Annotated in this window: 12 protein-coding genes, 4 tRNA genes and 1 pseudogene; 12 read left to right on the forward strand and 5 right to left on the reverse strand. The window is 31.6% G+C overall.

Features of this window, described 5'->3' with window-relative positions; all coding sequences use genetic code 11:
- Positions 1-828: cache domain-containing protein (locus CAMP5053_RS07550; protein ID WP_337217583.1), on the reverse strand; the 828-nt coding region annotated here is incomplete at its 3' end.
- A 162-nt stretch (positions 829-990) separates the two neighbouring features.
- Between CAMP5053_RS07550 and CAMP5053_RS07555 the strand changes: the two genes are divergently transcribed.
- The 4 genes from CAMP5053_RS07555 to CAMP5053_RS07570 all read left to right on the forward strand — a co-directional run bounded on the left by CAMP5053_RS07555 (position 991) and on the right by CAMP5053_RS07570 (position 1,377).
- Positions 991-1,065: transfer RNA gene (locus tag CAMP5053_RS07555), tRNA-Gly, on the forward strand.
- Positions 1,066-1,075: 10 nt separating this feature from the next.
- A tRNA-Leu gene (locus CAMP5053_RS07560) sits at positions 1,076-1,164 on the forward strand.
- 16 nt (positions 1,165-1,180) lie between these two features.
- A tRNA-Cys gene (locus CAMP5053_RS07565) sits at positions 1,181-1,254 on the forward strand.
- A 35-nt stretch (positions 1,255-1,289) separates the two neighbouring features.
- Positions 1,290-1,377: transfer RNA gene (locus tag CAMP5053_RS07570), tRNA-Ser, on the forward strand.
- 73 nt (positions 1,378-1,450) lie between these two features.
- On the opposite strand, the gene ilvD is transcribed toward CAMP5053_RS07570, so the two are convergent.
- Positions 1,451-3,127, reverse strand: coding sequence for a dihydroxy-acid dehydratase (ilvD, locus tag CAMP5053_RS07575; protein ID WP_261545402.1), 1,677 nt, complete (start codon positions 3,125-3,127; stop codon positions 1,451-1,453).
- Between the two features lie 133 nt (positions 3,128-3,260).
- Between ilvD and CAMP5053_RS07580 the strand changes: the two genes are divergently transcribed.
- Entirely contained in the window at positions 3,261-4,613 is a 1,353-nt protein-coding gene (locus CAMP5053_RS07580; protein WP_391527402.1) for a Na+/H+ antiporter NhaC family protein, read from the forward strand.
- Between the two features lie 22 nt (positions 4,614-4,635).
- On the opposite strand, the gene CAMP5053_RS07585 is transcribed toward CAMP5053_RS07580, so the two are convergent.
- From CAMP5053_RS07585 to CAMP5053_RS07595, 3 genes and pseudogenes are all read right to left on the reverse strand, one after another.
- Complete coding sequence (locus CAMP5053_RS07585) at positions 4,636-5,034, reverse strand: hypothetical protein (protein ID WP_087700490.1); 399 nt, start codon at positions 5,032-5,034, stop codon at positions 4,636-4,638.
- Positions 5,035-5,121: 87 nt separating this feature from the next.
- Positions 5,122-5,402: pseudogene (locus CAMP5053_RS07590) on the reverse strand (phospholipase A); the annotation flags it as partial.
- A gap of 1 nt (position 5,403) precedes the next feature.
- Positions 5,404-6,003, reverse strand: a complete 600-nt coding sequence (locus CAMP5053_RS07595) for a molybdenum cofactor guanylyltransferase (RefSeq protein WP_214100770.1) — start codon at positions 6,001-6,003, stop codon at positions 5,404-5,406.
- 42 nt (positions 6,004-6,045) lie between these two features.
- On the opposite strand from CAMP5053_RS07595, the gene CAMP5053_RS07600 reads away from it, so the two are divergent.
- From CAMP5053_RS07600 to CAMP5053_RS07630, 7 genes are all read left to right on the forward strand, one after another.
- Complete coding sequence (locus CAMP5053_RS07600; RefSeq protein WP_337217585.1) at positions 6,046-7,350, forward strand: NFACT RNA binding domain-containing protein; 1,305 nt, start codon at positions 6,046-6,048, stop codon at positions 7,348-7,350.
- A 2-nt stretch (positions 7,351-7,352) separates the two neighbouring features.
- Positions 7,353-7,673 (forward strand): hypothetical protein, encoded by a 321-nt coding sequence (locus CAMP5053_RS07605; RefSeq protein WP_087700493.1) that lies wholly within the window; start codon positions 7,353-7,355, stop codon positions 7,671-7,673.
- A gap of 11 nt (positions 7,674-7,684) precedes the next feature.
- Positions 7,685-8,413 (forward strand): phosphatidate cytidylyltransferase, encoded by a 729-nt coding sequence (locus tag CAMP5053_RS07610; RefSeq protein ID WP_087700494.1) that lies wholly within the window; start codon positions 7,685-7,687, stop codon positions 8,411-8,413.
- Positions 8,410-9,489 carry a 1-deoxy-D-xylulose-5-phosphate reductoisomerase gene (dxr, locus tag CAMP5053_RS07615; protein ID WP_337217586.1) on the forward strand — a complete coding sequence of 360 codons (1,080 nt, stop codon included), beginning with the start codon at positions 8,410-8,412 and terminating at the stop codon, positions 9,487-9,489. The genes CAMP5053_RS07610 and dxr overlap by 4 nt, the downstream gene beginning before the upstream one ends.
- Positions 9,486-10,874 carry a M99 family carboxypeptidase catalytic domain-containing protein gene (locus tag CAMP5053_RS07620; protein ID WP_087700496.1) on the forward strand — a complete coding sequence of 463 codons (1,389 nt, stop codon included), beginning with the start codon at positions 9,486-9,488 and terminating at the stop codon, positions 10,872-10,874. Before dxr ends, CAMP5053_RS07620 begins: the two co-directional genes overlap by 4 nt.
- On the forward strand, positions 10,871-11,878 hold the full coding sequence (gene tsaD, locus CAMP5053_RS07625; RefSeq protein ID WP_337217587.1) for a tRNA (adenosine(37)-N6)-threonylcarbamoyltransferase complex transferase subunit TsaD: 1,008 nt from the start codon (positions 10,871-10,873) through the stop codon (positions 11,876-11,878). The genes CAMP5053_RS07620 and tsaD overlap by 4 nt, the downstream gene beginning before the upstream one ends.
- Positions 11,875-12,444, forward strand: a 570-nt coding sequence (locus CAMP5053_RS07630) for a type II secretion system protein (protein WP_337217588.1), incomplete at its 3' end; no start/stop codon positions are given. The genes tsaD and CAMP5053_RS07630, both read left to right, overlap by 4 nt.

Here is a 12,444-nt window from a genome sequence, read left to right on the forward strand (position 1 = left end):
AGTAACAGAGCAAACAACATATTTAGGATTTAAAGTTTGGTTACAAGTTACTACTTGAGTTTTGCCTTCTTGATCTTTAGCATAGAATAAAGTTTCTTCTTTAGAAGGATTAATTAAATCAGGATTTGCTTTAATAGCATTAGCTATGTTGATGCTTAGATCATTTTTTGTTAGCATTCTATCTTTGTCTTCGTGGAAAACTATTGTTCCTTCTTTGTCATACACACCTGCATAAGAGCTATCAGAATGACCCATTACAAGTACATCTTTTGCAAAAGTATGAAGGTTATAATCACCCCCAATCACTGCTAAAAGTTTTCCATTAATATATACTGGTGCTGTATATGAAACAGTTATAGAATCATCTTCTATACTTTTATATGGATTAGATACAACTAGCTTCCCTTCTGCTTTAGCTTCTTGATACCATGATCTTGTTCTAGCATCAAAACCTGTGGTTTCAGGACTTCTTATTATTCTGTTGGATTGATATAGTTTTCCATCATTATCAAAACCTACATATACTACATTAAATCCAGCAGATTCTTTAATTGTTTCAAGAATATCAAACAATTCGTTTGTGTTAACTTGCGGATTTTTTTGTATAAATTTAACTATAGATTCAATTGCATTCCTTTTGCTTTTTGAGTATATTTCATAAGCTGAATTGACATCTAGCATAGTTTTTGTTTGAATTGCTTCAAGATAATAGGCGGTGTTTTTTTTAGATTCATAATAGCTAATTATATTTACAACTATTAGTATAATTGCTATTAGAAAACAAGCTATCATAGTTAGCTTATTAGATAAACTGTTAAATTTAAACATTTATACTCCTTGTGTAATTTTGATCGTGTATTTTACTGCTGAAAAAATTAGAAAAAAATAAAATTAATTCTTTTTAAATAGAAAAATTATGACGATTACAAGCCAATGTTAAGTGCATTTTATGTGTATTTAAGTTTTAAATTGTATAATTTCAACTTATTTGCGGGAATAGCTCAGGGGTAGAGCACAACCTTGCCAAGGTTGGGGTCGCGAGTTCGAATCTCGTTTCCCGCTCCATTAATCACCCGCCCGGGTGGTGGAATTGGTAGACACAAGGGACTTAAAATCCCTCGGAATTTTTCTTCCGTGCCGGTTCAAGTCCGGCCTCGGGCACCACTTTTTGGTAACTCAAGGCGACATAGCCAAGCGGTAAGGCATGGGCCTGCAAAGCCTTGATCTCCGGTTCGAATCCGGATGTCGCCTCCAATGCGATGTTAATACTTGATATTTTTATTCTTTTACGGGAGATGGCTGAGTGGTCGAAAGCGGCGGTCTTGAAAACCGTTGAGGGTCACACCTCCAGGGGTTCGAATCCCTTTCTCCCGGCCACTTTAACATAATTTTTCATATTTGTTTTACATTTAAAAAGATATTTCTTAATTTCTTAAAGAAATTAAGAAAATTATTCTAAGTCCAAAACACCACCCTTGCTAGCATTACTTACAAGTTTTTGGTACATTTTAAGCCATCTTGAATTTACTTGCTTATGAGGTATTTTAAAATTTGCTTTGCGTTTAGCGATTTCATCTTGGGTTAATTTTACATTAATATTATAAGCATCTACATCAATTTCTATCTCATCACCATCTTCTAAAAGCGCTATAAGTCCACCTTCAGCAGCTTCAGGAGAGATATGTCCTATGCTAAGCCCTCTTGTGGCCCCACTAAAACGTCCATCTGTTATAAGTGCTACTTTAGCACCAAGTCCCATGCCTGTAAGCAATGAGGTTGGACTAAGCATTTCTTGCATACCGGGTCCACCTTTTGGTCCTTCATAGCGTATTACACATACATTGCCTTCTTTAACTTTGCCTTTTATAATGCCTTTAATGGCTTCTTCTTGAGAGTTAAAACAAACTGCTTTGCCTTTGAATTTACGCTCGCCCATGATACCTGCAGTTTTTATCACACAGCCTTGCTCGGCTAAATTTCCAAAAAGCACAGCAAGTCCACCTACATTTGAATAGGCATTGTCTATTTTTCTTATAATATTTTCATCTTTAATGCTAGCAGTTTCAATGCGTTCTTTTAAAGTTTTTCCACTAATATCTAGAGTGTCAAGTTCTAAAATATGGCCTGGTTTTTTAGCTATTTCAGCCATTACCGCACTCACTCCACCTGCTTTGTGTATATCTTCCATATATATTGTGTTTAAAGATGGAGCGATTTTGGCTATATGGGCCACATTAGCACTGATGTGATTAAGTTCTTTTATATCCAAATTTACACCCGCTTCATAAGCAATGGCAAGCATATGTAAGATAGTATTTGAGCTTCCGCCCATAGCCATATCAACAACTAAAGCATTGCTAATGGACTTTTTAGTGATGATATTGCGAATTTTAAAATGCTCATCTAGTGCAATTTCACAAATTCTACGCGCAGCTTTTCTTAAAAGTTCTTCTCTTTCTTTGCTAAGTGCTAAAATAGTTCCATTTCCTTCTAGTGCTATACCCATAGCTTCACATAAAGTATTCATAGAATTTGCAGTAAACATGCCCGAGCATGATCCCCCGCTAGGACAAGCTTTACATTCTATATCTTTTAAATCATCTTCATTGATTTTTTTAGCCTCATAAGCACCCACTGCTTCAAAAACAGAACTTAGACTGATTTTTTCTCCATGTTTATTTACCCCAGCTCTCATAGGCCCACCACTAACAAAAATAGTCGGCACATTAACTCTTAAAGCTCCCATGAGCATACCTGGAGTGATTTTATCGCAATTTGGGATACAAATTAGTGCATCAAGTTGGTGCGCATTCATCACTGTTTCAATAGAGTTTGCAATGATTTCACGACTTGGCAAAGAATAAAGCATACCATCATGCCCCATCGCTATACCATCATCCACACCTATGGTGTTAAATTCAAAAGGAATGCAACCATTTTTACGAATTTCATCTTTAATGATTTTTGCATATTCATTTAAGAAAAAATGCCCAGGAATGATATCTATATAGCTATTTGCCACACCTATAAAAGGCTTATTAAAATCTTCATCATTTAAGCCACATGCTCTAAGCAAAGAGCGATTTGGTGCTTTTAAGTGTCCTTTTTTGATCGCATCACTTCTCATTTGTATCCTTTTTAAAGTAAAAACTATCATTTTATGCTTTTATTTTGCAATTTTTGCTTAAATTTTTTAAACTTAAATGGTATTTTAAAGAAAATTATTTAAAATGTGCAATTATTTTAATTTAAGGAATGTAATGCTTTTAACTAATCCGGTGTTTATAGGCGTTTTATTAATGACGCTTTTGTGCTTTTTTAGGTTTAATGTTTTGCTTAGTGTTTTGCTTTCTGGACTTTTTGTAGGCATTTGGTCTAAATTTATGAATGTAGAGCATTTGACATTGATAGAGTTTTTTACTCAACTTCCACAAGCTATGATGGATTCTATGAAAGTTTTAATCGATGGTATGCAAGGAAATTTACAAACAGCACTAAGTTATATTTTGCTTGGAGCGGTAGCTGCTGCTATATCAAAAACTAATCTAACAGCATATTTGATTAAAATAGTTTCGCATTATATTTCACATAAAAAATATTTACTTATACTTTCTTTAGCGCTTATTGCTTGTTTTTCACAAAATTTAATTCCTATCCATGTAGCTTTTGTGCCTTTATTGATTCCGCCTTTGTTGAAACTTTTTAATAAATTAAAAATAGATCGCAGGGCTATTGCTTGTGCGTTAACTTTTGGACTTACCACACCTTATATGGTCGTGCCTTTGGGATTTGGGCTTATTTTTCAAACTTTGCTTGTGGATAATTTAAATTCAAATGGAGTGCAAATTAGCCTAGGAGAAGTTTCTCAAACTATGGCTTTTGCGGCTATTTGTATGTTAGTTGGTTTATTTTTGGCTGTGTTTGTATTTTATGCTAAACCAAGAGAATATCAAGAAGAGCAAATTGCCAAAGTGGATTTTGAAAATTTAAAAATGAGCAAAAAAGAGTGGGGTGTTTTAGCTGGTCTTGGATTGACTTTGATTTTACAAATTTTAACGCACAATTTACCTTTATCAGGGCTTTTGGGTTTTGTGTTGATGGTGATTTTAGGTGGAGTAGAGTATAACAAAGTTAATCTGGTTTTTGATGATGGGCTTAAAATCATGGGTTATATAGCTTTTGTAATGCTTGTTGCTTCGGGGTATGGAGAGGTTTTAAAACAAAGTGGTGGTATAGCTGAGCTTGTAAAAACAAGTGTGCCTTTTATGGAGCAAAGTCACTTTTTAGCTATTTTTATCATGCTAGCTATAGGGCTTTTAATCACCATAGGCATAGGTAGTTCTTTTGGTACTATTCCTATCATTGCTGCTTTATTTTGTCCTATATGTATAGAGCTTGGTTTTTCACCTGCTGCGATTATTTTTATCATCGGCGTTGCTGGAGCTTTAGGTGATGCAGGATCACCTGCTAGTGAAACGACTTTGGGGGTGAGTGTAGGGCTCAATGCAGATAAGCAAGGCGATCATATCAAAGATACTTGTATACCAACCTTTTTGTGTTTTAATGGCTCTTTGCTTATATTAGGTAGTGTTATAGCGTTTTGCTTGCTTTAATATTAAAAGTCTTAAAAGACTTTTAATATTCAAATTCTTCCATATAACCACAATCAATTGTAAGAATTTTCATTTGGAATGATTTTATAAACTCGATTATAGGTTCAACTCCACCATAAGGAAAAGAAACGGGGTAAAAATATAATTTGGCAATATTTTCCTCTATTTTTTCTATGGAATGAAAATAATATTCTCCATTTCCTATACAATCAAAAATATCATCAAGTTCCCAGCAATCTTTGCTTGAGAAATATTCTAATTCTTTTTTGCTATAAAAATTATATATACTTTCATCTGTGTATAAATCTTCTATTTGTAAATTTTCATCTTTTAAAATTTTAATATAATTAAACAACTCACATAATCTTTTAAAAGACTTTTCATTATTAATGATAAACTTAATAAAGCAAAATTTTTCCATTTTAATATATTAGCAAAATTCCACTTAAGAATCTGCTCGAAGATTTATTATACTCAATAAGATTCTCACCGTAGTTCCATGCCCACTTATAGGAAAATTGATGAAAAATTCAGGCAAATAATTAGTCTCTCTAAAAAGCGATGAATGTTCATAAAGTTGCCACCATGAAATTTGTGTATAGCCTATGTTGTAACTTTCATTTAAACTTAAAAGATTTTCAAAAAGAGTTTTTTTAAGACTAATTTGAAATTTAGGCTTTTATAATCTTTTTTGCTAAAATTATAAGAAACAGGCATAAAATAACTAAGATTATGCGTGCTAATACCAAAAGGATTGTATGATTTTTCTGTGCCAAGATTTTTTAAAGCACTAAAGGCACATAGTATAGGTAGAATTGTCTTTTTCACGAAGCCACTTTTTGTATTCATTAAAATAATTTAAATTTATAAATTCATTTTCATTTTCAAATTCTATAAATTCTGCTTTCATTGTATCACAAAAAAAGGCTAGTTTGTGGTTGTTTTCTTGTAAAAATTGCAAAGTTTTTCCAAAAATTCTACCATGATAAAATCCACATAAATAATGCTTGTGTTTTTTTGTACTTGCTAAGAGTATATTTTGTGATTTTAGATGATCAAAAAGCTTGTAAAAACTTTCTTTGTTTATGTTTGGAGTATCCACGCTAAGGATAAATACATAGGTATTTTTAAAATGTTTAAGTATGGAATTTAAGGCAATGAGTGGGGAGTAGTTGTTTAAATCTTCATCTAAAATAAGTGCTAAGTTTTTTTGATGAAATTTATCTTTTTTGCTGCTAATAAAAACTTGGGTGAAAATCCTTGACATTTTTTCATACTGATAAAGAGTTAAGTTTTTATCATCTACTTGTAATAAGCTTTTATCTTCTCCCATGCGTGAAGACTTTCCACCACATAAAATCACACAAGGATAGGGAATTTTTTCACTCATAAAAAACCTCATAAATTCATCAAAATATTTTATAATATATTTATGAAATATACAGATTTAATACAAATAAAAGATTATTTTAAACAATTTCAAAGACTAAATTATCTCAAACGCCTTGATGATAATATCTTAGAGCTTAGCTTAGATCATCAAGCTTTTGTACTAGACTTAACGCGTGGAAAAAGTGGAATTTACCAAGATAAACTCCAAGCAAAAGTCTATAATGCGCCTTTTGATTTTATGCTAAAAAAATACTTCTCTAATGCAAAGATTTTAAATTTAGAAGTATTAGAAAATAATAGAATTTTATCTTTTGAAGTTTTATCAGAAAAATCTTACAAAGCTTATGGAGCTAAGATTTATTTTGAATTTACAGGAAAAAACACCAATGTAATCATCACAGACGCCGATGATATTATCATAGAAGCTTTGCGTCATATAGATAAAAGCTACCGCGTTGTAAAAATAGGCGAAAAACTTCAAGCACTAAGAGCTTATGAAATCAAAGAAGAATTTATAAAAATTGATGATTTTAATGCATATTTTAAAGAAAGTGCTAAAAAGTTACAGCAAGAGCGCATAAAAGATATTAAAGAAAATAAACTTTTAAATGTAGATAAAAAAATCTTTACTCTTAAAGAGAGTATAGAAAATTTAGAGCAAGAAAGTGATTTATTAAAAAAGGCTCAAGAATTAAGCCAAAAAGCAGATGTTTTATTTGCTAATTTAAATTCTTTAAAAGATTATCAAAGAGAATTTATTTTACAAGATTTTAATGCAAATGAGCTTGCTTTTAATCTCGAAGATACTCCTAAAAACAGTGCGAATGAATTTTATAAAATGGCAAAAAAATTAAAACAAAAGGCTAAAAATGTCAATATAGAAAGAGAAATTTTAAGTGAAAAACTTGATTTTTTAATAAATTTAAAAGACTTAATTGTTAAAAGCACTTCTTTACGAGAATTAGAAGTTTTAATGCCTAAAAAAACTAAAAAAACTAAAAAAGAAGAACTAAATGTGGGAGTTAGCAGCTTTTATTTTGATGAGTTTAAAATCAGCGTAGGACGCAATGAAAAAGCTAATGAATATTTGTTAAAAATAGCTAAAAAAGATGATATTTGGTTGCATGTGAAAGATTATCCTAGTGCACATGTGATCATTACTTCAAATAAATTAAAAATAAGTCAATTAGTGCTAGAATTTGCAGCAAAGCTTTGTGTGGAATTTTCCAAGCTAAGCTCTGGAGCTTATTTGGTCGATTATACGAGTAAGAATTTTGTTAAGGTGAGAGAGAAGGCTTTTGTAAATTATACAAATTATAAGACTTTAAGCATTTTAAAGGAGTAAGTATGCCTATAAGTCCCATAGGTGGCATTCATTTTGCTAACCAAAATGCGCCAGTACATTCAGCACAAGCAAGTAACGAATTAGCAAAAGATTCTTTTGCAACTTTAGTAAATATGAGTGAATTTCAAGCAAAAGAAAAGGCAGTTGAAAAACTTGAAAAAGTTAATCAAACTCATGAAGTAAGTGATGAAGTAAAAGAAAGGCAAGAGGAAGAAAAAAAGCATTCTAAGCATCATCAAGAACAAGAGCAAGAAGATGAAGAAGAACAAGAAGAACAAGAAGTAGTTAAAAAAAGTTCTCATTTGCTTGATTTAAGTATATAGAAAGGATAAAAATGTTTTCAAAGACAAGAATTCTTAGTGCTATTGTGATGATAGCTGTGATAGCTGTTGTTGCTTTAGTGGATAATTTTTTGATTAATTTTGCTATTTTTGGTGTTTTATTGTTTTTGGCATTTAATGAAGCAAAAGCTATGTTTAAAAGCAAACATGCAAGTGCTTTTGTAGCTTTATGTATTTTTGCAATAGGAGCATTTTTAGACAAACCTTTCTTTATAGGCCTTATGGCTTTGATTTTGATTTTGGGATATTTAGTTTATAAAAAAAGTGAAAATTTAAATGAGCTTATGCCTTATATATATCCTACTTTGCCTATTTTAATGCTTTATCAAGTATTAAGCTATGAGGGTATGTTTGTATTGTTTTGGCTTATAGTGATTGTTGTTGCTTGTGATAGTGGAGCGTATTTTATAGGAAAACTCATTGGTGAGAGAGCTTTTTCTCCAACAAGTCCAAATAAAACTTTAGAAGGGGTTGTGGGTGGCATAGTTTGTGCGGGGATTTTAGGAACTATCATAGGCTCTTTTGAATTTAGCTTGGTAAAAAGTATTTATATATCTTTAATCGTAGCTATTTTTGCTGTGATAGGGGATTTACTTGAGAGTTATTTTAAAAGACAAGCAGGTATTAAAGATAGTGGTAATTTAATCCCAGGACATGGGGGAGTTTTAGATAGAATTGATGCTGTTATCATTGCAGCATTTGCAATGGCAACTTTAGTATGATTGTACTTGGAAGCACGGGAAGTATAGGGGTTAATACTCTTTTTATCGCTAAAGAAAAAAATATAAGCATAGAAGCTTTATCTTGTGGTAAAAATATCAAGCTTTTAAATGAGCAAATAGCTCTTTTTAAGCCTAAATTTGTATGTATTCAAGATGAAAAAGATAAAACCTTAGTTGATCATGATAATGTTTTTTGTGGCCAAGAGGGCTTAAAAGCGATGATAACTGAGTGTAAAAGCTCTTTAGTGGTAAATGCTATAGTAGGTTTTGCAGGGTTAAACTCAAGTCTTATGGCGCAAAAACTTGGCAAAACCTTAGCCTTAGCAAACAAAGAAAGCCTAGTAGTAGCAGGGAAATTTTTTGACACTTCTAAGATTAAAGCCATAGATAGCGAACACGCAGCATTAAAGTGTTTGATAGATAAAAGAAAAGATATTAAAAAGCTTTTCATCACAGCAAGTGGCGGGGCTTTTTATAATTATAAAATCAAAGATTTAAAAAATGTCAGCGTAAAAGAAGCCCTTAAACACCCTAGCTGGAGTATGGGGACTAAGATCACCATAGATAGTGCTAGTATGTGCAATAAGCTTTTTGAAATCATTGAAGCTTATCATCTTTATGGTATTAAGCAAATAGATGCTTTGATAGAAAGAAAATCTTTAGTGCATGCTTTGTGTGAATTTAAAGATGGTGGTATAAGCGCGTATTTTTCTCATGCAAATATGCGTTTATCTATAGCTCAAGCGATTTTAGATGAGCATGATCAAAGCTTTATAGAAAATTTAGATTTACTAGCCATTTCAAGTTTAAAATTTGAAAAAATTAGTTTAAAAAAATATCCTATATTTTCACTCAAAGATGAACTTTTGAAAGAGCCTGATTTAGGTGTGATTATAAATAGTGCAAATGAGTATATGGTGTATCAATTTTTAGCCCAAAAAGCACAGTTTTTAGACATAGCTAAAGGAATTTTCAAAGCATTAGATCATTTTGGTGTGCCAAAGATTAACCAAATTGAAGATGTTTTTGAGTACGATAAACAAGTAAGGCTTTATTTAAACAAGGAAGTGAAGTGAGATATTTTTTAAGTGTTTTGATTTTTATAAATGTGGTTTTTGCTTTAGAATTTAGTGTTAAAGAAAAAGGAAAAAGTTTAGGTGATAACAACACAGTTTTAATCCTTGGAGGTATGCAAGGAGATGAGCCAGGTGGATTTCATGCGGCTAGCTTGCTTTTGAGTGATTATAATATCACTAAAGGTAAAATCATCGTTGCGCCAAATTTGGCTTTTGAAAGTATTATCGCTAGAAATAGGGGAAATTTTGGAGATTTAAATAGAAAATTTGCTCATATAGATGAAAGCGATCCTGATTTTCACACTATAGAGCGTATAAAAAAGCTTATTTTGGATCCCGAAGTTAATATGGTCATAAATTTACACGATGGAAGCGGTTTTTATAGACCACAATATGAAAGTAAGGATAAAAACCCAAACCGCTGGGGTAACACTAGCATTATTGATCAAAGTGAGGTAAATTCTACTAAATATGCAGACTTAGAAAGTATAGCTAAAGAAGCGGTGGAAAATATCAATAAAGCTTTGGTAAAAGAAGAACACCAATATCATTTAAAAAACACCAAAACCCAAGAAAGTAATGATAAAGATATGTTAAAGGCTTTGACTTATTTTGTAGTGTCAAATCACAAAGCGGCCTTTGCTAACGAAGCGAGCAAAAATTTACCTACACATTTAAGAGTGTATTATCATCTTTTGGCGGTGGAGTATTATTTAAAAAAGGCAAATATAGAATTTCAAAGAACTTTTGATTTAACTCCAAATGGAGTTTATAGAGCTATTGAAAAGCCTTTAGAAGTAAGACTTTTTAATGATAAAATTTTACTTTATCTTGACAAACCTACTAATGCTATAAATTTCTTACCTTTCCCTGTTAATCAAGCTTTAAATTATGAAGCAAGCAATGAAATTACAGCTGTGATTTCAAATGCTAATTCATACTCAGTCAATTACGGCAATCGCTTGCAAACAAGACTATATCCTGAATACTTTGAATTTTCAAATGCTCTAGATAGTGTTGAAATGATAGTAGATGGAAAAAATATACAAACAACTTTTGCTCAAAAAATTATGGTAAAAAATAGCTTTAAAATTCCTTCTATTGTTGGCGTAAGAGTTAATGTTATAGGTTTTGATAGAGGCATTGATGAAAGTGGTATAGAAATTAGCAAAAATCAAATGCAAAGTCGTTATTCTTTAGATAAAAAAAGAAAAATTTATAGAGTGGAATTTTATGAGTTAAAAAATGCAAATTTAACCAATCAAGCTTTGGAAAAAAAGACAAATTTTAAAGAAATTAAAAAAGCAAACATACCTGTAAAAGTCATAGAAAAAGCAGAAGAAAAAGACAAATTTATCGGTATGATTTTAGTGGAATTTCAATGAAAAGCTTAATCCTTGCTATAGAAAGCTCTTGTGATGATAGTTCTATTGCTATTATAGATAAAAATAGCTTTGAATGCATTTTTCATACAAAAATTTCTCAAGAAAATGCTCATAGTGTTTATGGAGGGGTGGTGCCTGAGCTTGCAGCAAGATTGCACAGTGAAGCCTTACCTAAAATTTTAGAAAAATGCCAAAAATACTTTGATAAGCTTTGCGCCATAGCAGTTACAAATGAACCTGGTCTTAGTGTGAGTTTGATAGGTGGGGTTGCTATGGCTAAAATGCTTGCTATTAGTTTAAATTTACCACTCATAGCTATCAATCATCTAAAAGGGCATATTTACTCTATGTTTTTAGATAAAAAAGCTAGTTTTGATATGGGTGTGTTGCTTGTAAGTGGTGGGCATACTATGGTGCTTTTTATCGATGGGCAAGGTAAAATCACAGAGCTAGCAAGAACAACCGATGATAGCTTTGGAGAAAGTTTTGATAAAGTAGCTAAGATGATGGATCTTGGATATCCTGGTGGAGCTATCATAGAAAATTTAGCTAAAAATGCAAAAGAAAGTGATTTAGAATTTAGTATACCTTTGCTTCATTCTAAAGACTTAGCTTATAGCTTTTCAGGACTTAAAAACCAAGTGCGTTTGGAAATTTTAAAAGAAGAGTTAAGCTTAGAGCGTAAAAGTAAAATCGCCTTTGCATTTCAAAAAGCAGCTATAGCTCATATTTTAAACAAGTTAGAAAAAATTTTTAAAGAGTATAAATTTAAGTGCTTTGGTATAGTAGGTGGAGCTAGTGCAAATTTAAGCTTAAGAAGTCAAATAGAGCATTTATGTCAAAGCTATCAATGTGAGCTTTTGCTAGCTCCACTTGAGTATTGCTCAGACAATGCTTTGATGATAGCAAGAGCAGCTTGTGAAGCTTATGAGCGTAAAGAATTTGTAAATATAGAAGATGATCTTATAAGCCCTAAAGTAAAAAATTTACAAGGTGTGTTATGAAAAAGGCTTTTACTATTATAGAGCTTGTATTTGTGGTAATTATACTTGGGGTTTTAGCTGCGGTTGCCCTGCCAAAATTTAGCACAAGTAAAGATGAAGCAAGCACGGCTCAAGCTTTGGGAAATTTAAAAACTTTTATCAATGATATAAGTGCTTATGTATTAAAAAATGAAAGTCTTTCAAGTATAGCTTTAATGAGTAATGTAGCAAATATAAAAAATGAAGACTTATCAAATTTACAAAATTCTGCCAAAGAGCTTGATTTTAGCGTGGGAAATGATGAGCAGTGTTTTAAAGTGCTTTTTGTGGATAAAGAAAGTGTTTTGCTTTTGGCATTTATAGTTGATAATACTCAAAAAAGCAAAGCCCAAAATATAGCAGATTTAAAAAATCAAGCCTTGAAAGATCCTAAAAATCAAAGCATAAAAACTCAACTAGATGAGGCGTTAAATGCTTTTAGTCAAAGTGAGCTTACAAGCACTTCAAAGTCTAAGGCTTGCCAAAGTCTAATTCACTCTAAAGCTTTTAAGGATTTAGCTACTAGGGTGTATTTTTTAAGCGGCAGC

It is taken from the genome of Campylobacter sp. S4:11, from assembly GCF_024723695.1.
GTDB classification, from domain to species: Bacteria; Campylobacterota; Campylobacteria; order Campylobacterales; family Campylobacteraceae; genus Campylobacter_D; species Campylobacter_D jejuni_C.

Excerpts from the sequence above, each read along its gene's own strand:
- ilvD (WP_261545402.1), bottom strand. The coding sequence starts at position 3,127 with ATGAGAAGTGATGCGATCAAAAAAGGACACTTAAAAGCACCAAATCGC.
- CAMP5053_RS07605 (WP_087700493.1), top strand. The coding sequence starts at position 7,353 with ATGCCTATAAGTCCCATAGGTGGCATTCATTTTGCTAACCAAAATGCG.
- tsaD (WP_337217587.1), top strand. The coding sequence starts at position 10,871 with ATGAAAAGCTTAATCCTTGCTATAGAAAGCTCTTGTGATGATAGTTCT.
- CAMP5053_RS07600 (WP_337217585.1), top strand. The coding sequence starts at position 6,046 with ATGAAATATACAGATTTAATACAAATAAAAGATTATTTTAAACAATTT.
- dxr (WP_337217586.1), top strand. The coding sequence starts at position 8,410 with ATGATTGTACTTGGAAGCACGGGAAGTATAGGGGTTAATACTCTTTTT.
- CAMP5053_RS07610 (WP_087700494.1), top strand. The coding sequence starts at position 7,685 with ATGTTTTCAAAGACAAGAATTCTTAGTGCTATTGTGATGATAGCTGTG.
- CAMP5053_RS07595 (WP_214100770.1), bottom strand. The coding sequence starts at position 6,003 with ATGAGTGAAAAAATTCCCTATCCTTGTGTGATTTTATGTGGTGGAAAG.
- CAMP5053_RS07580 (WP_391527402.1), top strand. The coding sequence starts at position 3,261 with ATGCTTTTAACTAATCCGGTGTTTATAGGCGTTTTATTAATGACGCTT.
- CAMP5053_RS07585 (WP_087700490.1), bottom strand. The coding sequence starts at position 5,034 with ATGGAAAAATTTTGCTTTATTAAGTTTATCATTAATAATGAAAAGTCT.